Raw genomic sequence first — 26,028 nt, 5'->3', positions numbered from 1 at the left:
CACTTTTTCTGTTTGATGCTGAATGAGTTGAAATGCCATCGACCTGACTCCCCTCGCCACAACAGCGTTCACCTTCAACCTGAGTCGTCACACACAAAAAAACGCCAGCATGCTGGCGTTTTTTTGTGTGTGACGGGTTGTTTAGCTCGCGCGCGCCTGGTTACGCAGCGCCTTGACCTGGTCATGGTTGCGTTGCACACCGTGGTACTGACGCTCCACAAGGTCACGGATGCCCACCAAGTTGTGTTTGTTGATCTTCTCGATGGCTTCCTTGTACGCCTTCAGCGCGTGGTCTTCGCCGCGCTCGGCTTCGTTCAACACGGCTTCTTCATCCTTGCCGGTGAACATGGATTTTACATCTACCCAACGGCGGTGCAGGTCACCGGCCACGCTGGTGGAAGTTTCCGGATCGCCGCCCAAGGAACGAACCGCTGCTTGCAGCTCAGCCGCGGCGGTTGCGCAATCTGCGGCGCGCTTGACAAACAGAGCCTTGAGTTCGGGGTGCTTGATGTCTTCAGCGCAGGTCTTGAAGCCTTCCTGGCCATCCTTGCTGGTCTCGATCAGGTCGTTCAAGACAGAGATGGATTCTTTGTTGATGTCAGTCATTTTTCAGTTCCTTTGCTGGTGAATAAAAAACCTGCAAGGGATATTGCATTGGCCATGCCAGCCCTCAATCAAAGTTAATTTTCTTTAAAATCAAAAAGTTAACTAACACGCAAAAATCTGTATCCGCGCGATTTGCATGATCTGTCATTTGGCCTGCATGCAGAATGCCTGTATTTTCGAGGCAGGTTTGAATCAAGACAATTGCCATGAATCCGGAAAAGCTCGAATTGCTCGTCACGCGCCAAATGCCCTTCGGAAAATACAAAGGCCGAATCCTCGCCGACCTGCCGGGTCAATACCTGAACTGGTTCGCTCGCGAGGGTTTCCCCAAGGGAGAGCTGGGCGGTTTGCTGGCCTTGATGCAGGAAATCGACCACAACGGCTTGGCCGACCTGCTGGATCCATTGCGCGCCAAACATGGCCTGCCCAAACCTCGCCATTGACTGACTGAGACCGCCATGCCCGAGAACACGCTGCGCGCCCACGATGAAGTTTTCTGGCGAACCTTCGTCGACCGCTACGACATCGACCCCGCCGGGCCGCTCAATCTGGAAAACGGCTACTTCGGGCGCATGTCCCGCACCGTGGTGGAGGAGTACCAGCGCAACATCGAATTCATTAACCGTGGCAATTCGGTGTACGTGCGCCAGCATTTCGACCTGGAACACGGCGAAGCCATTCGGCGGCAGGTGGCCCGGCTGATCCACGCGTCCCCCCAGAGCGTGGCCTTGGCTGGCAGCGCCGTGGATGCCCTGCAAACGTTGATTCGCAACTACAACGGCCTCAAGCCGGGCGATCAGGTGCTGATCTGCGATGTGGAGTACGCCTCGGTCAAAAGCGCCATGCGCTGGCTGGCCCGCCAGCGTGGCGTGGAAGTGATCGAAATTGTCCACCAGCACCCCGCCAGCTTCGAAAGCCTGGTGGGCACTTATCGCGAAGCGTTCATTCGCTATCCGCGCCTCAAGCTGATGGCGCTGACCTACGTCAACCACCTCACCGGTTTGGTGATGCCGGTCCAGGCCATTGCCGAGAGCGCCCGGGAGTTTGCCGTCGATATCATCCTCGACGGTGCCCATGCCCTGGGCCAGATCGATTTCGACCTGAAGAAGCTCGGGATCGAATTCGCCGGATTCAACCTGCAGAAGTGGATCGGCGGCCCGCTCTCCCAAGGCTTCCTGTACATCGCCCCACAGCGGTTGGCCGACATCGATCCGGACATGGACGAAGACAGCTATCCCACCACCGACGTCCGCTCCCGCACGCCCCACAGCACGCCGAACATCCCCGCCTTGCTCACCCTGCCCCTGGTCTTCGAAGAACATCGGGCCCTGGGGGGTGCCTTGGCCAAGGGCGCGCGCCTCTGTTACCTGCGTGACTTGTGGGTGGACGCCGTGCGCGATGTACCGGGCATCGAAGTCATGACCCCGGATGACCGGCGCCTCTATTGCGGCATCACGGCGATGCGCTTCAGCGCCCACACCGATCAACAGGCGATGGCTGATCGATTGCTCAATGAGCATGGGATCTTCACGGTGGTGCGCCAGACCAGCACCGGGCCGTGCATCCGCATTACTCCGGGGTTGATTACCTTGGCGAGTGATATCGAGCGGTTGGCCAAAGCACTGATCCATCTGAGCCGCACCTAGATCCCTTGCCACAGGAAATCTTTGCCGGCATGAAAACCCGGGCAAAAAAAAACGGTGCGCCGACCAAGCGCACCGTAAACCGTAGAACACCCAACGAGGTTCGGTAAAATATCAGTCCAGCAGGGCCAAGGCCTCGGCGGTGCATTCCTGAATGCGGGCCCAGTCGCCGTTCTTGATCCACTCCGGATCGAGCATCCAGCTACCGCCCACGCACATCACGTTTTTCAACGCCATGTAGCTCTTGATGTTGGCCGGGCTCACGCCGCCGGTCGGGCAGAATTTCACTTCGCCGAACGGACCGCCCAAGGCCTTGATGGCCGCGACGCCGCCGCTGACTTCGGCCGGGAACAGTTTGAAGCGGCGATAGCCCAGGCCGTAGCCTTCCATGATGCCCGAGGCGTTGCTGATGCCGGGCAGCAAGGGGATTGGGCTGTAGACGCTGGCTTCGAGCAGATCACGGGTAATGCCCGGGGTGACGATGAACTGCGAACCGGCAGCCTCGGCGGCAGCCAGCATGTGGCGGTCGAGCACCGTGCCGGCGCCGGTCACCAGTTCCGGACGCTGCTCGCGCAGCACCTGGATGGCCTTGAGGCCGTATTGGGAACGCAGCGTCACTTCCAGCGCCGTCAGGCCGCCGGCGGCCAGGGCATCGGCCAGCGGCAGGATGTCCTGTTCACGGGCGATGGTGATCACCGGCAGGATCCGCGCCTTGGCGCAGAGGCTGTCGATCAGGGCAACTTTGTCCGCCATGGAAACGGTCGGGGATGGGTTTGTCATAGCGGCTGATCCTTGGTTCATGGGCACCAGTAAATCTCTAACGTAGGTTGCAGAAACGCGCGGATCGGCATTTCGGCGACGTCGTCACCCGCCACCGCAGCGTTCAATGTGGTCAACTTCGATTGGCCGGAAATCGACAGCACTTTGTGTTGCGCCGAAGCCAGCAAGGCGCGGCTCATGGTCAGGCGCTGGTGCGGCACGGTCGGCGCCAGCATCGGCCAGCAGCGGCGTGCGCCATTGATGTCCAGGGCCTGGGCCAGGTTCGGACTGTCGGGGAACAGCGAGGCGGTATGCCCGTCATCGCCCATGCCCAGTACCAACACGTCGATAGGCGGCAGCTCGGCCAGCAAACGGTCCGCCTGTTCGGCCGCCGCTTCCAGGTTGGCGCTGGCGCTGTAGAGGCTCAGGAACTGGGCCTTGGCCGCCGCGCCTTGCAACAGGTAACGCTTGAGCAGGCCGGCGTTGCTGTCGGCGTGCTCAACCGGTACCCAGCGCTCGTCGGCCAGGCTGACCACCACTTTGGACCAGTCCAGCGCCTGCTTGGCCAGGTGTTGGAAAAACGCCACCGGGCTGCGGCCACCGGAGACCACCAGGGTCGCCGCACCGCGCGCGTCGATTGCGTTGCGCAACTGCTCGGCCACCTTCAGCGCCAGGCCTTCGGCCAGCAGCACCGGATTCTTGAATGCATGGGCGCTGACGCCCTGCGGCAGTTTCACATCAGATATCGCCATACCACGACCTCCCATCCCGCGTGATCAGTGCAATGGAGCTCATCGGCCCCCACGACCCGGCCGCATACGGCTTGGGCGCATCGCCGGACTTCTTCCACCCGGCGATCAACTGGTCACACCACGTCCACGCGGCTTCAATTTCATCTTTACGGACAAACAGGTTCTGATTGCCGTTCATGACTTCCAGCAACAACCGCTCGTAGGCATCGGGGATACGTGCGCTGCGATAGGTGTCGGAGAAGTTGAGTTGCAGCGGACCACTGCGCAATTGCATGCCCTTGTCCAGGCCCTGCTCCTTGGTCATCACCCGCAAGGAAATCCCTTCGTCCGGTTGCAGGCGGATGATCAGCTTGTTGCTGATCTGCAAGCGCTGCTCGGGGGCGAAGATGTAGTGGGACGGTTCCTTGAAGTGAATGACGATCTGCGACAGCTTCTGCGGCATGCGCTTGCCGGTACGCAGGTAAAACGGCACCCCAGCCCAACGCCAGTTGCGGATGTCGGCGCGCAGGGCGACGAACGTCTCGGTGTCGCTCTGGGTGTTGGAATTGGGTTCTTCGAGGTAGCCAGGCACCGCCTTGCCTTCGCTATGGCCGGCGATGTACTGGCCGCGCACCACCTGGGTGGTCAGGCCTTCCGGGCTGATCGGGGCCAAGGCCTTGAGCACCTTGACCTTCTCGTCACGGATGCTGTCGGCGGACAAGTCGGCCGGAGGATCCATGGCGATCAGGCACAACAGCTGGAGCAGGTGGTTCTGGATCATGTCCCGCAGTTGGCCGGCCTTGTCGAAATAACCCCAGCGGCCCTCGATACCGACCTTCTCGGCCACGGTGATTTCCACGTGGGAGATGTAGTTCTGGTTCCACTGGGTCTCGAACAGGCTATTGGCGAACCGCAACGCGATCAGGTTCTGGACCGTTTCTTTGCCCAGGTAATGGTCGATGCGATAGGTACGGTTTTCCGGAAAGAACTGCGCCACGGCGTCGTTGACCTTGCGCGACGACTCCAGGTCCGAGCCGATCGGTTTTTCCAGGACGACGCGGGTATTTTCGCTCAAGCCGACCTTCGCCAGGTTCTCGCAGATCGCCCCATACACCGCCGCCGGGGTGGCGAAATAGGCAATGACCTGCTGGGCCGAACCGGCCGCTTCGGCCAGGGCAACGTAATCGTCGGCCTTGAGGAAATCCACGTGCAGATAGGTCAAACGTGCCAGGAAGCGCTCGAGCACGGCCTCGTCCACGTCTTTTTCCCCCACGTAGCGACGCAGCTCGGCGGCAATGAATGCCAGGTGCTGCTGCTCGCCGCCGGGTTCACGGGCCAGCGCTATGATCCGCGTGTCCTCGTGCAACAGTTGAGCGCCATCGAGTTGATACAGGGCAGGAAAGAGCTTGCGCAGGGCCAGATCGCCCAACGCGCCGAACAAGGCAAAGGTGCACGGTTCAACCGTAATCGAAGGCATGATGTTTGTTCTTTTATCAAGTTAAACTACAAATACCTTTTTTCAAGGTATCACTCAAGGAAAAATGTAGTAATAACCACAACATTTTTCGAAAATACTGATTCCGAGTGGTGGTCCGCCGGAGCCATCAGTAGGATAGGCCACCGCAAAGGGTCGTATCAAAGACCCGTCTTCCTAGGAATCTTGTATGGACCGCGTGCGAAATCTACTGGAACAGATCCAGAGTCGCCTTGAAGACCTGAACAAGGCCGAACGCAAGGTGGCCGAGATCATCCTGCTCAACCCGCAGCAGGCCACCCGCTTCAGCATCGCCGCCCTCGCCCAGGCGGCTTCGGTCAGCGAACCGACCGTCAACCGCTTCTGCCGCTCGTTCGGCGTCAGCGGCTACCCGGAACTCAAGCTGCAATTGGCCCAGAGCCTGGCCAGCGGCGCCGCTTATGTAAGCCGCGCAGTGGAAGCCGACGACAACCCTGAAGCCTATACCCGCAAGATCTTTGGCAGCGCCATTGCCTCATTGGACAGCGCCTGCCAGGCCCTTGATCCCAATTTGATCAGCCGCGCCGTGGACCTGTTGATCCAGGCCCGGCAGATCCACTTCTTCGGCCTCGGCGCCTCCGCCCCGGTGGCCCTGGATGCCCAGCACAAGTTCTTTCGCTTCAACCTGGCAGTGACCGCCCACGCCGACGTGCTGATGCAGCGCATGATCGCGTCGGTGGCCCATACCGGCGAACTGTTCGTGATCATTTCCTACACCGGCCGCACCCGCGAGCTGGTGGAAGTGGCACGCATCGCCCGGGAAAACGGCGCCTCGGTGCTGGGCCTGACCGCCGAAGGTTCGCCGCTGGCCAAGGCCAGTACCCTGAGCCTGAACATCCCCCTGCCCGAAGACACTGACATCTATATGCCGATGACCTCGCGGATCATCCAGCTCACCGTGCTGGACGTGCTCGCCACCGGCATGACCCTGCGCCGGGGCGTGGACTTCCAGCCGCACCTGCGCAAGATCAAGGAAAGCCTGAATGCCAGCCGGTATCCGGTGGGGGATGAGTTCAACTGATTCGGTCCAGAATCTCTAGCGTCTGGTAGTCCGTCTTCGCGAGCAGGCTCGCTCCCACAGGGGTTTTGTGAACACCAAAGATCCAATGTGGGAGCGAGCCTGCTCGCGAAGGGGCCAGCCGCCACACCAGAGATCCTGGCCTAAGCCCCCACCCACGCCTGCAAACTCAAGTGCGCCCGCTCCCCCGGCGCCAGGCACAGGCTGTCGGTGCCGCCACTGGCCGCTTCGACACAGACAAACTCGTTGACCTCATCCCAACTCACCCCCAACAGCGGCCGGGTGCCGGGATGCCAGACCACGGTGTCGGCGCTGTCACCGGTGTCGATGCACAATTCGCGCTGCCAGGCGTGGTCCTTGAGCTGCAATTCGCCTTCATGCTGGAACACTCGCTGACAGCCGCCCTCGACCCGTAACTCGCCTTCCTGCTGGCAAGCTTCGCGACTCAACTGGTCATAACCCTGGGCGCCTTCGAGCCCAGACAGCGCTACCTCGCCGACATCGCCAATACGCCAGTAAGCGTGCAAAGCCTGGCTCAACTGGCACGGCAGGCTGTCCTGGTGCTCGGTGCTCAAGCGCAGCTCCATGCGTTCACCCAAGTCTGCATGCAGGTCCACTTGCCAGTCGCACAGTTGCAGCTGCCAGTGCAAATGCACGCCCTCTTCATCACTGCGGCTGTCCAGCAGTTTCCAATCGATCAACCGCGCCCAACCGTGGGACGGCCAGGCGTTTTCGCTGGGATGACGTCCATACCACGGCCAGCACACCGGCACCCCGCCGCGTATCGCCCCGACTTGCGGCCACTTGGCCGCGCACCACAACCAGGGCTTCTGGCCGCGCGGCTGGAAGTGCAGCAACTGCGCGCCCTGGCGACTGAACACCGCCTGGCACAACGGGTGATCGATCACTAGCACATCGCGCTGCCGATAGCGCTCCCACGCGAATACCGGGCGCTCGCGCAAGGATCTGAAAAAGCGTTGTAGCGGATGCTCATGCATGGGCCGCGGTCCTGGAAATCATTGAATAGCTCATCTGTTTGCAACGCTTGCTTTTGTGGCGAGGGAGCTTGCTCCCGCTCGGCTGCGAAGCAGTCGCAAACGAGGTAAATACGGTCTGGCGGACACACCGCAGTGAATGGCTTTGGGGTCGCTTCGCAACCCAGCGGGAGCAAGCTCCCTCGCCACAGGTTCAGTGTCAGCCACTGCGCAAAAAAAAGCGGACAGCCTTGGCCGTCCGCAAATATGCGCACATAGAGAGGAGCTTATCGCAACAGCGTTAGAACACCGACTGAATTTTCAGGCCGGCCACCAGCGCGTTGTCGACTTCATCCACACCACCTGGGTGAGTGATGTATTGCAGGTTCGGACGCACGGTCAGCCAGTTGGTGACGTGGAAACCGTAGTTGATCTCGTAGTTGTACTCAGTGCTACGCAGTGGCGCGAACAGCGGATCGTCGTAGTCGGTGACGCCATTGGCGGCGTTGACCAGTTCGGAGTTTTTCTTCACGTCTTCGTTGACATGGATACGCGAGAAACCGATGCCGACATCGTCTTTTGGACGAGCATCGAACGGCCCCTTGTACACGAACATCAACGACTGGTAGTTGTCGACGACGTTGGTTTCCTTGTCGTGGAAAGTGGCGTTGGCGGCGATGTTCAGGCCGCGCGAAGCATCACCGTTGTGGCTGGTGAGCTGTTGCTGCACGACGAGCCAGTAGCCGTCCTTGCTGCTGTGGCTGCGATAGGCGTTGCCGGTGGTCGCGGCGTCGTTGCCATCCTCGTCTTCACGGACGTCATCGGCCTTGGCTGTACTTTTGTAGTAACCAACACGGTATTCACCCGGCAGGTTATTGATCTTCGGCGACCAGACCAACTCGACCGGAATCAGGGTACCCTTGGTACCGCTGCCGCTGAGTTTGTAGCGGTTGTTGTTTTCCAGCTGCGAAGGGTTCTGGTTGTAGGCGCCGATTTGCGCATAGAGCTCAGGCGTGAGGTTGTATTTGACGCGAATCGCCGCCTGCATGATCGGCCAGTTGTACCAGATGCCGGTCGCCCAGTTACCCGCTTGTGAACCGCAGAACGCCAGGTTCTGGAATTCGCACGGGAAGGTGTTGAAGTCTTCGCCTTCACCGAAATAACCGGCTTTGACATCCAGTTTGCTGTCGAAGTATTTCTGCTTGATCCACAACTGGGTCAGACGCGTGGTTTGCCCACGGCCCCAGACTTCCTGGGAAGAACTGAGGGTACCGGCGCGTGGATCACCGATGCGGTCGTTGGAGATGTTGCGACCGTCACGTCGGGTGAACTGGATCTTGGCTTCCGTATCGCCCCAGCCTGCCAGTTTTTCCAGGTCGAGCGCGACGCCCAGGCCAAACTGCTGGGACCAGCGCGCGGTCTTGTCATCGTTGTAGCCGCCGTGGAGGTTGGCACCCATCTCGCCGACGAAATCCGCCTTGATATCGATACCTTGCTCGATCAGCTTGGTCCGTTCACCGCCCCAGTCGCCCGTCATCCACTGCGAATCGGCGCTGAACGCGTCGGCTGCGTGTGCGCTACCGGCCAGCATCATCGCCGCAACGGCTGACAACTGGCAGATACGCTGGGCGTTTTTTTGCTTTTTCATCCCTACATCCTCGTCTTTATTTATTGTTATTAACTGTTTTTATCTAACGCGGTTTACAACGATTGCGGTGGATGTCCCCATCCACCGCATACTCCTTTCCAGTGGGAGAGAGCTTTTGTGGGAGCTGAGCTTGCTCGCGATGAAAGCGCCTCGGTCTTTCGAATGACCGCGTTATCGTTCATCGCGAGCAAGCTTTGCTCCCACAAGCGCCCTCCCACACTCGTTCTTCACCGACCTTTGAACTGCGCTACGTTGGCGCTTCGGGCATCGGTTTGCGGCTGGCCGGCCACACCCAGGCGTTCGCCGGACTGGGCGTCGAACAGCAGCACTTTCGACGGATCGAATTGCAGCGTCAGGGTTTCCCCGGGCTGCGGTGCCACGTCCGGCGCCAGGCGGCAGCAGACCTTGGTGTCGTTGAGGTTGACGAATACCAGGGTGTCCGGTCCGGTAGGCTCGGTGACCTGGACTTCCGCGCGAATGGTCGGCAAACCATTGGGCTCGCTACCGGCCAACGCGATCTGTTCCGGACGCATGCCAAGAATCACTTCGCGGTCTTCCAGGCCGGCGTCCTGCATGCCCAACGGCAGCTCGCAACGGGCCTGGCCGCTGTCGAGCAGCGCCAGCAGGCGACCGTCCTTGCGTTGCAGGCGCAGCGGGATGAAGTTCATCGGCGGCGAACCGATGAAGCTCGCCACGAACAGGTTGGCCGGGTTGGTGTAGATGTCTTTCGGCGTGCCGAACTGCTGGATGATCCCGTCCTTCATCACCGCCACTTTGTCGCCCAGGGTCATGGCTTCGATCTGGTCGTGGGTGACGTAGACCGTGGTGGTCTTCAGGCGCTGGTGCATCAGCTTCATTTCGGTGCGCATCTCGACCCGCAGCTTGGCGTCGAGGTTGGACAGCGGTTCGTCGAACAGGTAGATCTTCGGCCGCCGCGCCAGGGCCCGGCCCATGGCCACGCGCTGTTGCTGGCCGCCGGAAAGCTGGCCAGGCTTGCGATTGAGCAAGTGCTCGATCTGCAGCAGCTTGGCCACGCGGTTGACTTCTTCGTCGATGTCCGACTGTTTCATCTTGCGAATTTTCAGGCCGAACTCGATGTTCTCGCGCACGCTCATGGTCGGATACAACGCGTAGGACTGGAACACCATGGCGATGTCGCGATCCTTCGGGCTCATGCCGCTGACATCCTGGTCACCGATCATGATCGCGCCGCCGGTGATGCTCTCCAGACCGGCGATGCAGTTCATCAGCGTTGACTTGCCGCAGCCCGAAGGGCCGACGAGGATCAGGAACTCACCGTCCTTGATCGACAACTCGATGTTCTTCAGGGTGTCCGGCAGGCCGGCACCATAGGTCTTGTTTACATTGCGAAGTTCAAGCGTTGCCATGATTACCCCTTGACTGCGCCGGCCGTCAGGCCGCGCACGAAATACTTGCCTGCCACCACATAGACCAGCAGGGTCGGCAGCCCGGCGATCATCGCCGCCGCCATGTCCACGTTGTATTCCTTGGCCCCGGTACTAGTGTTGACCAGGTTGTTCAGCGCCACGGTGATGGGTTGCGAATCACCGCTGGAGAAAACCACGCCGAACAGGAAGTCGTTCCAGATCTGCGTGAACTGCCAGATCAGGCAAACCATGATGATCGGGGTCGACATTGGCAGGATGATCCGCCGGAAAATGGTGAAGAAACCTGCACCGTCCAGTCGCGCCGCCTTCACCAGCGCATCGGGAATGCTGACGTAGTAGTTGCGGAAGAACAGCGTGGTGAATGCCAGGCCGTAGACCACGTGCACGAACACCAAACCGGTGGTGGTGCTGGCCAGGCCCATCTTGCCAAGGGTGAACGAGGCCGGCAGCAGGACGGTCTGGAACGGCAAGAAGCAGCCGAACAGCAACAGGCCGAAGAACAGCTGCGAACCGCGGAAGCGCCACATCGACAACACGTAGCCATTCAAGGCACCGATGGCGGTGGAGATCAGCACCGCCGGGACGGTGATCTTGATCGAGTTCCAGAAGTAGCCGTCGACCGTGGCCCAGGCCTTGACCCAACCGATGCCGCTGACCACGGTCGGCCAGCTCAGCAGGTTGCCGGTGCTGATGTCTTCCGGCGTCTTGAAGCTGGTCAACAGCATGACCACCAACGGCACCAGGTAAAGCAGCACGGCGAGGATCAGCACCGCGTAGATCGCGATGCGACTCAGGCTGATGGAAGGTTTGGCAGCGAGACTAGTCATGACGCTTGGTCCTCAGCTCGGAGTACAGGTAAGGCACGATGATCGCGAGGATCGCACCGAGCATCAGGATTGCACTGGCCGAGCCCATGCCCATCTGGCCGCGACTGAAGGTGAACGAATACATGAACATGGCAGGCAGGTCGGAGGAATAACCCGGGCCACCGGCTGTCATCGCCGCCACCAGGTCGAAGCTCTTGATCGCGATATGTGCCAGGATCATCACGGCGCTGAAGAACACCGGGCGCAGGCTCGGCAGCACCACTTTCCAATAGATGCGCGGCATGCTCGCGCCATCGATCTGTGCGGCACGGATGATCGACTGGTCGACACCCCGCAGGCCGGCCAGGAACATCGCCATGATGAAACCCGAGGCCTGCCACACCGCCGCGATCACCAGACAGTACACCACGCGGTCCGGGTCGATCAGCCAATCCAGGCGGAAGCCTTCCCAGCCCCAGTCACGCAACAATTTGTCCAGGCCCATGCCCGGGTTGAGCAGCCATTTCCAGGCCGTACCGGTGACGATCATCGACAGCGCCATCGGGTACAGGTAAATGGTGCGGATGAAACCTTCGCGACGAATGCGCTGGTCCAGGAACACGGCCAGCAGCACGCCGATCACCAGGGTGATGCCAATGAACAGGCCGCCGAACAGCGCCAGGTTCTTGCTCGCCACCCACCAGCGGTCGTTGTCCATCAGCCGCGCATACTGCGCCAGGCCTGCCCATTTGTAGTTCGGCAGGAACGTCGAAGTGGTGAACGACAGGACGAACGTCCACAAGATATAGCCATAGAAGCCCACCAGAACGATGAACATGCTCGGCGCCAGCACCAGTTTCGGGAGCCAGCGCTGCAATGCATCGAACGGCGAGGCCTTGCTGAACACAGCAACAGAACTCATGGGAAGATCCAGTACAAGGGAAAAAAGACTACAGAACATTCCCTGTGCGGGAGCGAGCTTGTGTGGGAGCTGAGCTTGCTCGCGATGAAGGCACCTCGGTCTTTCGAATGACCGCGTTATCGTTCATCGCGAGCAAGCTTTGCTCCCACAGGCCCGCTCCCACAAAGGGACCGCGGCGCTAATTACTTGGCTGACTGAACCGCTGCACCCAATTTCTTGGCTGCATCGGCTGGGTCGGCTTTCGGGTCGTTGATGTAGTTGGTCACCACATCGAAGAACGCACCCTGTACCGCCAGCGTGGTCGCCATGTTGTGCGCCATGCTCGGCTGCAGGCCGCCGGACTTGGCGTCCGTCAGGAAGTCCTTGGCCGCGGTCTGGGCGCAGGAATCGAAACCGTACTTGGCCATGTCGCCGAGCATGTCGTTACGCACCGGGATCGAGCCCTTGTTGATGCTGAAGACTTTCTGGAAGTTCTCACCCAGCACGACCTTGGCGATATCCTGCTGGCCCGCCGCAGTGCCTGCGTCCTTCTGCTTGAACACCGCCAGGGAGTCGATGTTGTAGGTGAAGGCCTTGTCGGTGCCCGGGAAGGCCACGCACTCGTAGTCCTTGCCGGCGACTTTCTTCGCGGCGGTCCACTCGCTCTTGGCCCAGTCACCCATGATCTGCATGCCGGCCTTGCCATTGATGACCTTGGCCGCTTCGAGGTTCCAGTCCTGGCCCTTGCCGTCGGCGTCCATGTAGGTCGCGACTTTCTTCAGTTCGGTCAGCGCCTTGACCATTTCCGGACCGGTCAGGGCCTTGTTGTCCAGGTCGACCAGGGCCTTCTTGTAGCCATCGGCCCCCATGACCGAGAGCACCACGGCTTCGAACACGGTGCTGTCCTGCCAAGGCTGACCGCCGTGGGCGAGCGCAATGAAACCCGCGGCCTTCAGCTTGTCGCCAGCCGCATAGAATTCTTCAAGGGTGGTCGGGTTCTTGGTGATGCCGGCTTTCTTGAAGACTTCCGGGTTGATCCACAGCCAGTTGACGCGGTGAATGTTCACCGGCACGGCGACGTAGTCACCTTCGTACTTCACGGTATCGGAGACTTTCTTGTCGAGCAGGCTGTCCCACTTCTCGGCCTTGGCGACGTCCTCGAGGATGTCGGTGTCGAGCAGCCCGGTGGACGCCCACTCCTGGATGTCCGGACCCTTGATCTGGGCGACACCCGGTGGGTTGCCGGCCACGGCACGGCTCTTGAGTACGGTCATGGCAGTGGAACCACCACCGCCGGCGACAGCGCCGTCCTTCCAGGTAAAGCCGTCTTTTTCTACCTGGGCCTTGAGCACATCGACCGCGGCTTTTTCGCCACCCGACGTCCACCAGTGGACGACTTCCACGGAACCTTTGGATTCGGCGGCAAGGGCAGTGACGGGAAATGCTGCGACGGGAAGCAGGGAAGCAAGAGAAATGACAGTAGCGAGGCGAGAAATCGCATTCATCTAGAATTACCTTTCTTGTTGTTATGCATGCAAGTCTGGAGCTTGCGCTGCATGGATTCTAATCAGAGGGAATCCCTTCGCAGGTAACGAAGGGACGTGCAAATGTCACGACATGGTTACACAGGCGCAGGGCTGGATAACCGCGCCAGGGCTGACGCCATGCTCGGTGCCAGGGGCAGGCGGGGAATCAGGACTGCCTGCCAGGCGTGATACAGGTCCGGCTTGCCCGGCCAGATATCGGCGCTGGGGCGGTTTTGCGGATCGAGTTCGTGATGCCAACTGCCGTTGCAGCGATCGATGAAATGCTTGTCACAGAACTCCCAGAAACGCCGATACCAGGCTTCGTATTTCGCCTCGTCGGTGCGCTTGAGCAAGGCGCTGGCCGCGGCCGCCGCTTCGGCGTGGACCCAATGCAGGCGGTGGCGAACCACGGCGCGGTTGTCCCAGTCCAGGGTGTAGACAATGCCCGGCGCACCATCGACGTCCCAGCCGTGGCGGCAGTTTTGGTCGAAGAGTTTTTGCGCGTCCTGGGCCAGCCAACCCGGGGTCAGCATGCCAATCTGCACCCGCGCCGCTTCAAGGTGCAGCAACAACCGCGCCCATTCGAAACCGTGGCCGGGCGTGGTGCCGTAGGGGCGAAAACCATCGGCGGGATTGTCCTGGTTGTAGTCGCGCAGTGGCTGCCAATGGCGGTCGAAATGCTCCACCACCAAGTAGTCGTTGGCGGCGGCGTGATCATGGATCACCCGTTCGACGATGCGCAGGGCGCGGGCCAGCCAACGCGGATCGTCGGTGGCATCGGCCAGGGCGAGAAAGGCTTCGGTGGCGTGCATGTTGCTGTTGGCACCGCGATAGGCCTCTTCCTCGCGCCAGTCGCGGTTGAAGGATTCGCGCATGGCGCCCTCCTCCTCACACCAGAAATGCGCGTCGATGATCCGCACCGCTTCGTCCAGCAATGCAGGGGCGCCGGGACGCTGGGCCACCACCGCGGAACTGGCCGCCAGGGCGACGAAGGCATGCAGGTAGGCGGCTTTGCCGGTGCTGTCCGCATCGGGTTGCGACGTGGCGAACCAGCCACCGTGCTCGGCATCGCGCAAGGGGCCATTGAGGGCCTGGATACCGTGGTCCACCAGCTCGGCGAAACCCGGCAAGCCCTGGATATGGGCCATGGCGAAGCTGTGGGTCATGCGCGCGGTGTTCATGGTTTCGGCCCGGGCATCGGCCGGAAGGCGCCCAAGCTCATCCAGGTTGCCAAAGCCGTCCGGCAGCTTCGAGGCCTTGGCGAACGCCAGCAGCCGCACGCCTTCATCGGCGAGCCATTGCTGGTGGGCAGGGGCATTCAGCCAACTGCTGAAGGCCGGTTGGAAGGTGTCCATCGGAGTACCTTTTTTGTTGTTTTGACGCAGGGAGTCTAAACAAGGGATGGCGAGGGGCAGGTAACGAAAGGGGCGAGTTATGTCACCGACTTGTGACACTCCCCTGCGGCATGCGTCGAGGCTACTGACGTATTCGCGAGCAAGCCCGCTCCCACAGGGGATCTGTGTCGAACACAATATCTGTGTCCAATGAGGACCAATGTGGGAGCGGGCTTGCTCGCGAAGAACGATAACGCGGTCTATTAATCCACACTACGAGGCAACTGCAACGTCACCCGCAACCCCCCTTCACGAAGGTTCTGCAGGCTCACCTCGCCGCCATGGCTGTGGGCGATGTTGCGGGCGATGCCCAGGCCCAGGCCATAGCCCTGCTGTTGCCCGGCGAGACGGAAATGCGGCTCGAAGACTTGCTCCAGGCGCTGTTCCGGCACCCCGGGGCCTTCGTCGTCGACGTGGAGGATGAAGGCGGTTTCATCGTCATCGATGTGCAGGTGGGCGTTCTGCCCGTATTTCAAGGCGTTGTCGATCAGGTTGCCGATGCAACGCTTGAGGGCCAGCGGCTTGCCGGGATACGGCGCCAGCGCCCGGCCATCCTGGGTCACCCGGCCGTTGCCGTTGGGCGCCAGGTAAGGTTCGACCAGGCAATCGAGCACATGGTTGAGGTCCACCGGCTCGATGTTCTCGTGGATGTCGGTGTCCTTGACGCATTGCAGCGCGCCTTTGACCAGCAGCTCCAGTTCATCCAGGTCACGACCGAACTTGGCTTGCAGGTTTTCGTCCTCCAGCAGCTCGACCCGCAGGCGCAATCGGGTAATCGGTGTGCGCAAGTCGTGGGAGATCGCGCTGAACAACTGGCTGCGCTCCGTCAGGTAGCGGCTGATGCGTTCGCGCATGGCATTGAACGCCCGCCCCACTTCCACCACTTCGCTGCCGCCACCCTCGGCCACCGGCTCCACTTCGGCGCCCAGGGACATGTCCCGCGCGGCCCGCGCCAATCGCTTGAGGGGCCGGCTCTGCCAGTGCACCAGCAAGCCGATGAACAGCAACAACAGGCTGCTGGTGAGCACGATGAAACCAACCTGTTGCTTGGGCAGGTCTTGCTCTTCGAGGCTGGTGTACGGTTCGGGCAGCAGCGAGGCGATGTACAACCATTCCCCCGGCGCCATCTGGATCTGCGTGACCAGCACCGGTGGATTTACCGGCTCCAGCGTCAGGGCATAGTGGGCCCACGAACGAGGCAGTTCATCGAGCTTGAGCCCGGCATTGAAAATCCGCAGGTCGTCGGGGCTGACGAACGTCACCGAGATGTCGGCGTTATGACCCAAGGAGCGGCGCAGCACTTCATCCACGGCCGTGAGCACCGCCTGCTTGCGCGGCGTCACCGGCAGCACGTCCATGCCCAGGGGTTTGTCGTTGAGGGTGACGACGAACCGCGTGCCGCCCATGCTGCGCAACTGGTCCAGTACCAACGGCCGGTACGCCACGGGCAGCGAGCGCAAATAACTGACGCTGGCGGTCATCGAATGGGCCAGGCTGCGAGCGCTGGTGACCAGGCCTTCGAGTTGGGTGGCGCGCAATTGCGAAACCCAGATCAGGCTGGACAGGGTTTGGGCGAACAGCACCACCAGCAAAGTCAGCAACAACATCCGGCCCAGCAACGAGCGCGGCACCGGTACCCGCCGGGCGATTTTCTTGATCCCGTCAATGACCATTGCTGGCAACCACACTGGCCGCCAACTGGTAACCGCTGCCCCGCACCGTGCGAATCAGCCGCGGCGGCTTGTCGGTGTCCCGCAGGCGCTGGCGCAAGCGGCTGACCGCCATGTCGACGATCCGGTCCAGGGGCATCAGCTCACGGCCACGGGTCGCGTTGCCAATGGTGTCGCGGTCGAGGATTTCCTGGGGATGGTCGAGAAACAACTTGAGCAAAGCGAAGTCGGCACCGGAGAGAATCACTTCTTCACCGTCGGTATGGAACAGCCGATGGCTGACCATGTCCAGCCGCCATTCATCGAAGGCCAGCACTTCGCCGCCGGCGCGTTCCTGGCCGAATTGCGCCCGGCGCAGCAGCGCCTTGATGCGCGCCTGCAACTCACGCGGGCTGAAGGGTTTGCCCAGGTAATCATCGGCGCCCAGCTCAAGGCCGATGACCCGGTCGGCCTCGTCGGAACTGGCGGTGAGCATGATGATCGGCACATGCGCCTGGCGTGGATGTTGGCGAACCCAGCGGCAAAGGCTGAAGCCGTCTTCATCGGGCAGCATGACATCGAGGATCACCAGATCGCTCGGTGCATCGTTCAACGCCTGGCGAAACCCGGCGCCGTCGGGCGTGGTCCGCACGTGGAAACCCGCACGGCTGAGGTAGGTGTCCAGCAGCTCGCGAATCTCCTGGTCGTCGTCGACCAACAAAATCGATTTGTTTACTGAACTCACGGGCCTCGTCCTTGTTGTTTGGATGGGGGCGATTATGCCTGATGGACGGGTTCTACAAACACACTGCGCCCCCCTGTGGGAGCGGGCTTGCTCGCGAAGGCGGTGTGTCATTCAACTTTTTTGTTGTCTGACACACCGCCTTCGCGAGCAAGCCCGCTCCCACAAGAGGCCACATTTCACTTCAAACAGCGGCGGATTGCTCCAACGCCACGCCCGCGCCCATCAGGCCGGAGTATGGCGCGGTCACCAGCCAGACCGGAATGCCCTTGAAATAATCGCTCATGCAACCCTTGTCGGCGAAGCACTTGGCGAAACCGCTTTCGAGGAAGAAATCGGCAAAGCGCGGGACCACGCCACCGACGATGTAGACGCCGCCGCGTCCGCCCAGCGTCAACACATTGTTGCCCGCCACGCGCCCCAGCCAGCGACAGAACTGCTCCAGCACTTCCAAAGCGATTGGGTCGCCAGCCAGGCCGGCCGCGGTGATGGATTCGGGGGTATCGAGCACCGGCACATGGCCGTCCACGGCGCAAATGGCCCGGTACACCCGAGGCAAACCGCTGCCGCTCAAAGCGGTTTCGGCGCTGACGTGGCCGATCTCGTTGTAGATGTGCTGCCACAACTGGGTTTCCCGCGGGCTGCTCATGGGCAGGTCGACATGGCCGCCCTCCCCTGGCAACGCGGCGAACCGGCCCTCACCCAGATCCAACAGCGTACCGACGCCCAGCCCGGTGCCTGGCCCGATCACCACCGCCGGACGCATCGGCTCCGGGGTGCCTTCGCACACGACTCGGTATTCATCGGGACGCAAGCGGGTCATGCCCAGGGCCATGGCCGAGAAGTCGTTGACCAGCAACAGCTTCTCCACCTGCAACCTTTCGCAGAACGCCAGGTTGCTCAGGCGCCAGTGATTGTTGGTAAAACGAAACTCATCGCCGCTCACGGGACCGGCCACCGACAGGCACACCGAACCGATGGCGCCCGGCTTCAGGCCCATGCCACTCAAGTAGACCTCGATGGCATCTTCCGGGCAGGCGTAATCCGCCGTGGCCAGCACCTGGATGTTTTCCAGGGTGTGATTTTTCCACAGCGCGAAGCGTGCGTTGGTCCCACCGATGTCACCGACCAAAGCCAGTTTCAATTAAGCGTCTCCAGGGCAGAAGTGAAGGCGCTGGCGCCCTGCTCCGCCGAGCTGAAGGCCATGCGCATGAAACCGAACAGCTCGCGACCAGTGCCGATGTTGTTGCCCAACAGGCCCTTGGCCGGCGTGCGCGCGGCAAATTCTTCGGCGTCCACCTTCAGTTCCAAGGTGCCTTTGACGCCATCGACACGGATGATATCGCCCTCCTGCACCCGGGCCAACGCACCACCGACATACGCTTCCGGGCTGACATGGATGGCCGCCGGAATTTTCCCGGATGCGCCGGACATGCGCCCGTCGGTCACCAGCGCCACTTTGAAGCCGCGATCCTGCAGCACACCGAGGAATGGCGTCATCTTGTGCAGCTCCGGCATGCCGTTGGAGCGCGGGCCCTGGAAGCGCATCACCGCGACAAAATCTTTCTCCAGCAGGCCGGCCTTGAACGCGTCCGCCAGGTCCTGTTGGTCCTGGAAGACCATGGCCGGGGCCTCGACCACCTGGTTTTCCAGGGCCACGGCCGAAACCTTCATCACGCCACGGCCGAGGTTGCCTTCCATCACCCGCAACCCGCCTTCTGGCGAGAAGGCGCGGGCCACCGGGCGCAGGATGTTTTCGTCGAGGCTTTCGATCGGACCGTCGCGCCATACCAGCTCGCCGTCCTCGAGGAACGGCTCCTGGGTGTAGCGGCTCAGGCCGTGACCGAGCACGGTGTTGACGTTTTCGTGGAGCAAACCGGCTTCCAGCAATTCACGGATCAGGAACGACATGCCGCCCGCCGCCTGGAAGTGGTTGATGTCGGCCTTGCCGTTCGGGTAGACGTGGCTCAGGGTCGGCACCACCTCGGAGAGGTCGGCCATGTCCTGCCAGGTCAGCTGGATACCCGCCGCCATGGCAATGGCCGGCATGTGCAGGGTGTGGTTGGTGGAGCCGCCGGTGGCATGCAGCGCGACGATGGAGTTGACCAGCGAGCGCTCGTCAACGATTTCGCCGATGGGCATGAAGTTGCCGCTCTGCTTGGTCAGGCGCGTCACCTGGAACGCCGCTTCACGGGTCAGTGCATCGCGCAGCGGCGTGTTCGGGTTGACGAACGAGGCGCCCGGCAAGTGCAGGCCCATCACTTCCATCAACAACTGGTTGGTGTTGGCGGTGCCGTAGAAGGTGCAGGTGCCGGGGCTGTGGTAGGACTTCATCTCCGATTCCAGCAGCTCTTCGCGGGTGGCCTTGCCTTCGGCGTAACGCTGGCGCACGTCGGCTTTTTCCTTGTTGGAAATACCCGAGACCATCGGCCCGCCGGGCACGAAGATCGTCGGCAAGTGACCGAAGCGCAGCGCGCCCATCATCAGGCCGGGAACGATCTTGTCACAGATGCCGAGCATCAGTGCGCCGTCGAACATGTTGTGGGACAACGCCACCGCCGTGGACAGCGCGATCACTTCGCGGCTCGGCAGGCTCAGTTCCATCCCCGCCTCGCCCTGGGTCACGCCGTCGCACATCGCCGGCGTGCCACCGGCGAACTGGCCGACCGAGCCGATTTCGCGCAGGGCTTTCTTGATCTGTTCCGGGAAGGTTTCGTAAGGCTGGTGGGCCGAGAGCATGTCGTTATAGGACGACACGATGGCGATGTTGGCGGCGTTCATCATCCGCAGGTGGTGCTTGTCTTCGGTGCCGCAACCGGCCACGCCATGAGCGAAGTTGGCGCATTGCAGCTTGCCGCGCATCGGACCGTCGCTGGCCGCACCACGGATCAATGCAAGGTAAGCCTCACGCGTGGCGCGGCTGCGGGCGATAAGCCGTTCGGTGACCTCAAGAACGCGGGGATGCATGTGTAGAACTCCAGGCTAACGGATGTGGCGACCTGATTGTCTATGCTGGTCAAAAGCCCGCTGCACGCTGTGTGGAAGGCGAGGCGACAGACGGTTTTTGACCATTCGGACCAGTTGATTCAGGTCACTCGTTGTAGATAAAACAAAATATTGCCACTAAAAAGGCTTGTTTTCTATTTTTATGCGAATAATCTTGTAATTCCAACAACAAATCGACGGCGGCGCAGTTAATGACTCTTCGAATCGCAATCAATGGTTTTGGCCGCATCGGCCGCAACGTCCTCCGTGCACTGTATACCCAAGGTTACCGTCGCGACCTGCAGATCGTCGCCATCAACGACCTGGGTGACAGTGCAATCAATGCCCATCTGCTCAAGTTCGACACCGTGCATGGCACCTTCGATGCCGACGTCCAGCACGATCATGAAAGCCTGACGGTCAATGGCGACCGCATCTCGGTCAGCGCCATCCGCAACCCGGCCGAACTGCCCTGGGCCGCCGAGAAAATCGACGTCGTGTTCGAATGCACCGGTCTGTTTACCGACCGTGCCAAGGCAGCCGCGCACATCAGCGCCGGCGCCCGCAAGGTGATCATCTCGGCTCCGGCCAAGGGCGCCGATGCCACCGTCGTGTATGGCGTGAACCATGACATCCTGCGCCAGTCCCACCAGATCATCTCCAACGCGTCGTGCACCACCAACTGCCTGGCCCCGGTGGCCCAGGTGCTGCACCGCGAGCTGGGCATCGAAAGCGGCCTGATGACCACTATCCATGCCTACACCAACGACCAGAACCTGACCGACGTCTACCACAGCGACCCGTACCGCGCCCGTTCGGCCACCCAGAACATGATCCCGAGCAAGACCGGCGCCGCCGAAGCGGTGGGCCTGGTGCTGCCGGAACTGGCCGGCAAGCTGACCGGCATGGCCGTGCGCGTACCGGTGATCAACGTCTCCCTGGTCGACCTCACCGTGCAGCTCAAGCGCGAAGCCTCGGCCGAAGAAGTCAACGAACTGCTACGCCATGCCAGCCAGCATTCGAAGATCCTCGGCTACAACACCCTGCCGCTGGTCTCCAGCGATTTCAACCACAACCCGCTGTCGTCGATCTTCGACGCCAACCACACCAAGGCCAGCGGCAAGCTGCTCAAGGTGCTGGCCTGGTATGACAACGAATGGGGCTTCTCCAACCGCATGCTGGATAACTGCCTGGCGTTGTGTAACGCCGAGTAACTGAAACGGCAGTTGAGCTTTTTTGTGGGAGCGGGCTTGCTCGCGAAAGCGGAGTGTCAGTCAATAAAAAAGGTGGCTGATCCACCGCTTTCGCGAGCAAGCCCGCTCCCACAGGGTTACAGGGGACCGGTGAAATGAAGGCTTGACCCACCATGTAGATGATAAGCATTATCATCTTCTCGAACCGGATCGGGCCCTACCGTGAGTCAATCGCGCTTTCATCATGTCTTCCTCGCCCAGCGCACGCCGCTGCTACGCACCCTCGAGCGCATGGTCAGCAACCCCAGTACCGCCGAAGACCTGCTTCAGGAAACCTACCTGCGCGTCACCCGAGCGTTGGCCGAACGTACGGTCGAGCACCTCGAACCCTTTGTTTTCCAGACCGCCCGCAACCTGGCGCTGGACCATCTGCGTGCCCGGCGCATCCAATCCCGAACGCTGTTGGACGACGTACCGCTGGAAGTCGTCCACAACGTCGTCGCCCCCCAGAGCAGTGCCGAGGACGCCGCCCATGCCCAGCAACTGCTTGAGCGCCTGGACGTCAGCTTGCAAGCCCTGAGCCCGCGCCAACAGCGGATATTCATCCTCAGCCGCCTGCATGGCCACAGTTACCAGGAAATCGCCGAACGGCTCGGTGTATCCCTGAGCACCGTGCAAAAGGAACTGAAGCTGATCATGGCGATCTGTGTGGGTGTGGCTGAGCGCAACCCATGAACTTCACGCTGCGTACAGGCTTGCCTCCTAATGCCTGCGGCTTGTAGCTTGTGCGGGCCGCTAATAAGAGAACCCACCGTGACGGACTACTCCCCTTCTCCTGAGCCGACGCCGGAAACCGCCCATGCCATGGAGCAGGCGCTGGACTGGCTGATCCTGCTGGACAGCCCCAGCGCGGAACAGACGCGGCAGTTCCAGGCCTGGCTGGCGGCCGATCCACGTCACGGCGAGGCGTTTGCCCGGGCCCAGGCGATCTGGAACGGCCCGCAGGTGCTGGAAAGTGCCCGCCGGCTGGAAACCGCGCCCAAGGTCACCGCCCTGTCGCGCCTGCGTGACCACTGGAAACCCCTGGCCACCGCCGCTGTTCTGCTTCTCGGCCTGTTCAACTTCAGCGACCTACCCCTGCATTTCCAGGCCGATCACCTGACCGTGGTCGGTGAGCGCCAGCGCCTGCAATTGGAGGACGGTTCCAAGGTCCTGCTCAACACCGATTCGGCCTTCTCCAGCACGTTCAACGAACAACGGCACGTGGCGCGCCTGTACAAAGGCGAGGCCTTCTTCGAAGTCCCGGGCAACAGCACCCTGCCGCTGGAAATCGATGCCGGCCCGGTCACCGCCAGCGTCAGCGACACCACCTTCGCCGTGCGTTACCTCGACGGTGTGGCCCAGGTCCAGGTGCAGCGCGGCGATGTGGACCTGCGGGCCACCCGCAACGACACCCATGTACGCTTGTCCGCCGGGGAAAGCATCCGCATCGGCCCCAACGGCTTCGACCGCCCGGCCCGGCTCGATGCCAGCACCGAGCTGGCCTGGGTCCAGGGTCGGCTGGTGTTCGAAAACCGGCCGCTGAGCCAGGTACTGGCCGAGCTGCGCCGCTATTACCCCGGCTGGATCATCAACAGCAACGAACAATTGGCCAACGTCGCGGTGACCGGCAATTACCGCCTCGATCAGCCGCTGGACGTGGTCCGTTCCCTGGCCCACATCACCTCGGCGCGCCTACAGGAATTCCCCGCGCTGGTAATCCTGAACTAAATGAGAATTATTTTTACTCGATAGGCTTCGCTGGTTCGTCTCGTTATAGCCAATGCAATTGATTCGCATCTATCCATGCGAATCTGCACCTATAACAGATGCGACACGGAGCGCTATCGATGTCCTCTCGCCTTACTTGCCGGTTTCTTGCCCCTTCTTGCACGCTGTCACTGCTCACCGCCGCCATCCTGATGGCCGGCACCGCGCCGCTCGCCCTGGCCGCCACCACCGTGCAGCCCCCTGCACGCAACATGGGCGACTACACCTTTGCCATCGCCCGGCAACCCCTGGTCTCGGCCCTGAATGCATTCACCGCGGTCACCGGCTGGCAGGTCGGCCTGCCGGCGGAACTGGCCGAAGGCGTCGCGTCGCCAGGGGTGAACGGCTCGCTACCGCCGGAAAAAGCCCTGGAACGCCTGCTGGCGGGGACCCAACTGAGCTATCGCAAGCTGGGCGACAACAGCATCGTCCTGGAAAAACGCAGCCGCGGCAGCGCGCTGGAACTGCAACAGGTGACCATCAGCGCCACCCGCCAGGAACAGGACATCACCAGCGTACCGAGCACGGTCACCGTCCACGACCGCCAGGCACTGGACCGCAACAACGTCAATACCCTCAAGGACCTGGTGCGCCATGAACCGGGCGTATCGGTGGGTGGTGCGGGCCAGCGCGGCGGCATCAGCGGCTACAACATCCGCGGCATCGACGGCAATCGGATCCTGACCCAGGTCGACGGCGTGGAAATACCCGGCGGGTTCTTCAACGGCCCCTACGCCAAGACCCAACGCAACTACGTCGACCCGGAAATCATCAAGCGCGTGGAAATCCTCCGCGGCCCGGCCTCGGTGCTGTACGGCAGCAATGCCATTGGCGGTGCCGTCAGCTACTTCACCCTCGATCCGGACGACATCATCAAGCCGGGCGAGGACGTCGGCGCGCGCCTGAAGACCGGCTACAGCTCCGCCGACGAGAGCTGGCTCAAGTCCGCCACCGTCGCCGGCCGTAGCGGCCCAGTCGATGGCTTGCTGCACTATAGCCAGCGTGACGGCCACGAAACCGAATCCTACGGCAGCCACAACGGCACCGGCCTGGATCGCACCGCCGCCAACCCTGAAGACGTGCGCACCTACAACGTGCTGGCCAAGCTCGGCTGGAACTATAACGATGATGCACGCCTTGGCCTGGTCTACGAGAAATACAAGGACGACCGCGACAGCGACCTGAAAAGCGCCTATGGCGGCCCCTACTCCAACGGCCGCCCCACGATCCCCACCTCCATGCTGCCCGGCGGCATGTACCAGTGGCGCACCGGCAACGACACCATCACCCGCGAGCGTTTCGGCCTGGAACACAGCTTCGCCCTCGACAGCCTGCTGGCCGATCACGTCAAGTGGAGCCTGAATCACCAGGTCGCCAAGACCGACCAGAGCACCGCCGAGTTCTATTTCCCCATCACCCGCCAGGTCCTGCGCACCCGGGAGACCCTCTACGAAGAGAAGCAGTGGGTCTTCGATGCGCAACTGGACAAGGCCTTCAGCGTCGCCGACACCGACCACGCCTTGACCTACGGCACCACCCTCAAGCAACAGAAAGTCACCGGCTCGCGCAGTGGCAATGGCGTGTGCCTGGCGGTCGGCGTCGGTTGCCCGGCGGTGGGCGCCATCAGCACCCGGGACGTGCTGGCAAAAGCCAGTGACTTCCCCGACCCGACCATCAACACCTACAGCCTGTTCGCCCAGGACCAGATCAGTTGGGACAAATGGACCTTCACCCCCGGCCTGCGCTACGACTACACCCGGCTCAAACCGCACCTGACCGAGGAATTCCTCAGTACCGTGGACCCTACCGGCGGCGGTACAGTCAGCGGCAAGGACAAGACCTGGCATCGCGTCTCGCCCAAGTTCGGCGTGACGTACGCCCTGAGCGATGAGTACACCTGGTACGGCCAGTACGCCGAGGGTTTCCGCACCCCCACCGCCAAGGCCCTGTATGGCCGCTTCGAGAACACCAACCCTGGCTATAGCGTGGAGCCCAACCCCGACCTGGAGCCGGAAAAAAGCCAGGGCTACGAGACCGGCCTGCGTGGCCGTTTCGATTCCGGTTCGTTCGACGTGGCGGTGTTCTACAACAAGTACCGCGACTTCATCAACGAGGACGCCATCATCCCCGGTGCCGACCAGTTGACCTTCCAGAGCAACAACATCAAGCACGCCACCATCAAGGGCGTCGAAGCCAAGGGGCGCCTGGACCTGGACGTGCTGGGCGCGCCAAAAGGCCTTTACACCCAGGGTTCGGTGGCCTACCTCTACGGTCGCAACAACGACACGGGCGAACCGCTCAACAGCATCAACCCGCTCACCGGCGTGTTCGGCCTGGGCTACGACCAGGAGCAGTTCGGCAGCTTGCTCAGCTGGACCCTGGTCAAGAAAAAGGACCGCGTCGACGACAGCAACTTCAACTCCCCCGATGGCGTGAGCAGCCAATTCAAGACCCCAGGCTTCGGCATCCTCGACCTGACGGGTTACTACAAGGTGACCGGCGACGTGACCGTCAGCGGCGGCCTCTACAACCTCACCGACAAGAAATACTGGCTGTGGGATGACGTGCGCGGCTACGACAGCGTCGGCGAAGCGGCCGTGCTGAGCCCCGCCAACCTCGATCGCCTGACGGCGCCCGGGCGTAACTTCGCGGTGAACCTGATCTGGGATATCTGACCAAGATTTTTGTCGACAAGCCAAATGCCCTGTGGCGAGGGAGCTTG

22 protein-coding genes are annotated in these 26,028 nt (G+C 61.6%); 7 read left to right on the top strand and 15 right to left on the bottom strand.

Features of this window, described 5'->3' with window-relative positions; translation table 11 throughout:
* Window positions 1-141: 141 nt before the first annotated feature.
* Window positions 142-606: a PA2169 family four-helix-bundle protein gene (locus tag HU715_RS01615; RefSeq protein WP_186709209.1), complete on the bottom strand. Its 465-nt coding sequence runs from the start codon at window positions 604-606 to the stop codon at window positions 142-144.
* A gap of 206 nt (window positions 607-812) precedes the next feature.
* Between HU715_RS01615 and HU715_RS01610 the strand changes: the two genes are divergently transcribed.
* Window positions 813-1,049 (top strand): DUF3820 family protein, encoded by a 237-nt coding sequence (locus HU715_RS01610; protein WP_186709211.1) that lies wholly within the window; start codon window positions 813-815, stop codon window positions 1,047-1,049.
* A 15-nt stretch (window positions 1,050-1,064) separates the two neighbouring features.
* The gene (locus HU715_RS01605; RefSeq protein ID WP_186709213.1) at window positions 1,065-2,252 is read left to right on the top strand and encodes an aminotransferase class V-fold PLP-dependent enzyme; all 1,188 of its coding nucleotides are present in this window, start codon (window positions 1,065-1,067) and stop codon (window positions 2,250-2,252) included.
* Between the two features lie 111 nt (window positions 2,253-2,363).
* Here the strand turns inward: HU715_RS01605 and HU715_RS01600 are convergent, their stop codons facing one another.
* Genes HU715_RS01600 through zwf form a run of 3 tightly spaced genes read right to left on the bottom strand, consistent with a single transcriptional unit; the run spans window position 2,364 to window position 5,216 of the window.
* Complete coding sequence (locus HU715_RS01600; RefSeq protein ID WP_053119112.1) at window positions 2,364-3,029, bottom strand: bifunctional 4-hydroxy-2-oxoglutarate aldolase/2-dehydro-3-deoxy-phosphogluconate aldolase; 666 nt, start codon at window positions 3,027-3,029, stop codon at window positions 2,364-2,366.
* Between the two features lie 17 nt (window positions 3,030-3,046).
* A complete protein-coding gene (gene pgl / locus HU715_RS01595; RefSeq protein WP_186709215.1) occupies window positions 3,047-3,760 on the bottom strand; it encodes a 6-phosphogluconolactonase in 714 nt (237 codons plus the stop codon).
* Entirely contained in the window at window positions 3,747-5,216 is a 1,470-nt protein-coding gene (zwf, locus tag HU715_RS01590; RefSeq protein ID WP_186709220.1) for a glucose-6-phosphate dehydrogenase, read from the bottom strand. The genes pgl and zwf overlap by 14 nt, the downstream gene beginning before the upstream one ends.
* Window positions 5,217-5,412: 196 nt before the next feature.
* Here zwf and HU715_RS01585 point away from each other — a divergent pair, with 196 nt between their 5' ends.
* Window positions 5,413-6,273, top strand: coding sequence for a MurR/RpiR family transcriptional regulator (locus tag HU715_RS01585; protein WP_170842276.1), 861 nt, complete (start codon window positions 5,413-5,415; stop codon window positions 6,271-6,273).
* Between the two features lie 140 nt (window positions 6,274-6,413).
* On the opposite strand, the gene HU715_RS01580 is transcribed toward HU715_RS01585, so the two are convergent.
* From HU715_RS01580 to edd, 11 genes are all read right to left on the bottom strand, one after another.
* Entirely contained in the window at window positions 6,414-7,268 is an 855-nt protein-coding gene (locus HU715_RS01580; protein ID WP_186709221.1) for a D-hexose-6-phosphate mutarotase, read from the bottom strand.
* 277 nt (window positions 7,269-7,545) lie between these two features.
* Complete coding sequence (locus HU715_RS01575) at window positions 7,546-8,892, bottom strand: carbohydrate porin (RefSeq protein ID WP_186709222.1); 1,347 nt, start codon at window positions 8,890-8,892, stop codon at window positions 7,546-7,548.
* 227 nt (window positions 8,893-9,119) lie between these two features.
* Window positions 9,120-10,280, bottom strand: a complete 1,161-nt coding sequence (locus tag HU715_RS01570) for an ABC transporter ATP-binding protein (RefSeq protein WP_186709223.1) — start codon at window positions 10,278-10,280, stop codon at window positions 9,120-9,122.
* 2 nt (window positions 10,281-10,282) lie between these two features.
* Window positions 10,283-11,128: a carbohydrate ABC transporter permease gene (locus tag HU715_RS01565; RefSeq protein ID WP_003198539.1), complete on the bottom strand. Its 846-nt coding sequence runs from the start codon at window positions 11,126-11,128 to the stop codon at window positions 10,283-10,285.
* Window positions 11,121-12,029, bottom strand: coding sequence for a carbohydrate ABC transporter permease (locus tag HU715_RS01560; RefSeq protein WP_003198535.1), 909 nt, complete (start codon window positions 12,027-12,029; stop codon window positions 11,121-11,123). Before HU715_RS01560 ends, HU715_RS01565 begins: the two co-directional genes overlap by 8 nt.
* Window positions 12,030-12,211: 182 nt before the next feature.
* Window positions 12,212-13,513 carry an ABC transporter substrate-binding protein gene (locus HU715_RS01555; protein WP_186709225.1) on the bottom strand — a complete coding sequence of 434 codons (1,302 nt, stop codon included), beginning with the start codon at window positions 13,511-13,513 and terminating at the stop codon, window positions 12,212-12,214.
* Between the two features lie 116 nt (window positions 13,514-13,629).
* Window positions 13,630-14,889 carry a D-mannose isomerase gene (locus HU715_RS01550; protein WP_186709227.1) on the bottom strand — a complete coding sequence of 420 codons (1,260 nt, stop codon included), beginning with the start codon at window positions 14,887-14,889 and terminating at the stop codon, window positions 13,630-13,632.
* 242 nt (window positions 14,890-15,131) lie between these two features.
* On the bottom strand, window positions 15,132-16,601 hold the full coding sequence (locus HU715_RS01545; RefSeq protein ID WP_186709229.1) for an ATP-binding protein: 1,470 nt from the start codon (window positions 16,599-16,601) through the stop codon (window positions 15,132-15,134).
* Window positions 16,591-17,322, bottom strand: coding sequence for a response regulator (locus HU715_RS01540; RefSeq protein ID WP_186709230.1), 732 nt, complete (start codon window positions 17,320-17,322; stop codon window positions 16,591-16,593). Before HU715_RS01540 ends, HU715_RS01545 begins: the two co-directional genes overlap by 11 nt.
* A 181-nt stretch (window positions 17,323-17,503) precedes the next feature.
* Window positions 17,504-18,463, bottom strand: a complete 960-nt coding sequence (locus tag HU715_RS01535) for a glucokinase (protein WP_186709231.1) — start codon at window positions 18,461-18,463, stop codon at window positions 17,504-17,506.
* The gene (gene edd / locus HU715_RS01530) at window positions 18,460-20,286 is read right to left on the bottom strand and encodes a phosphogluconate dehydratase (RefSeq protein ID WP_186709232.1); all 1,827 of its coding nucleotides are present in this window, start codon (window positions 20,284-20,286) and stop codon (window positions 18,460-18,462) included. Before edd ends, HU715_RS01535 begins: the two co-directional genes overlap by 4 nt.
* Window positions 20,287-20,516: 230 nt before the next feature.
* Between edd and gap the strand changes: the two genes are divergently transcribed.
* The 4 genes from gap to HU715_RS01510 all read left to right on the top strand — a co-directional run bounded on the left by gap (window position 20,517) and on the right by HU715_RS01510 (window position 25,981).
* Window positions 20,517-21,518 carry a type I glyceraldehyde-3-phosphate dehydrogenase gene (gap, locus tag HU715_RS01525; protein ID WP_003184623.1) on the top strand — a complete coding sequence of 334 codons (1,002 nt, stop codon included), beginning with the start codon at window positions 20,517-20,519 and terminating at the stop codon, window positions 21,516-21,518.
* A 201-nt stretch (window positions 21,519-21,719) separates the two neighbouring features.
* Window positions 21,720-22,232: an RNA polymerase sigma factor gene (locus tag HU715_RS01520; RefSeq protein ID WP_186709233.1), complete on the top strand. Its 513-nt coding sequence runs from the start codon at window positions 21,720-21,722 to the stop codon at window positions 22,230-22,232.
* Window positions 22,233-22,361: 129 nt separating this feature from the next.
* Window positions 22,362-23,267, top strand: a complete 906-nt coding sequence (locus HU715_RS01515; protein WP_186709245.1) for a FecR family protein — start codon at window positions 22,362-22,364, stop codon at window positions 23,265-23,267.
* Between the two features lie 119 nt (window positions 23,268-23,386).
* Window positions 23,387-25,981 carry a TonB-dependent receptor gene (locus tag HU715_RS01510; protein ID WP_186709234.1) on the top strand — a complete coding sequence of 865 codons (2,595 nt, stop codon included), beginning with the start codon at window positions 23,387-23,389 and terminating at the stop codon, window positions 25,979-25,981.
* Window positions 25,982-26,028 lie beyond the last annotated feature (47 nt).

Source organism: Pseudomonas zanjanensis (genome assembly GCF_014268745.2).
In the GTDB taxonomy this organism is placed as follows: domain Bacteria; phylum Pseudomonadota; class Gammaproteobacteria; order Pseudomonadales; family Pseudomonadaceae; genus Aquipseudomonas; species Aquipseudomonas zanjanensis.
This window is presented reverse-complemented; position numbering and strand designations above follow the sequence as displayed.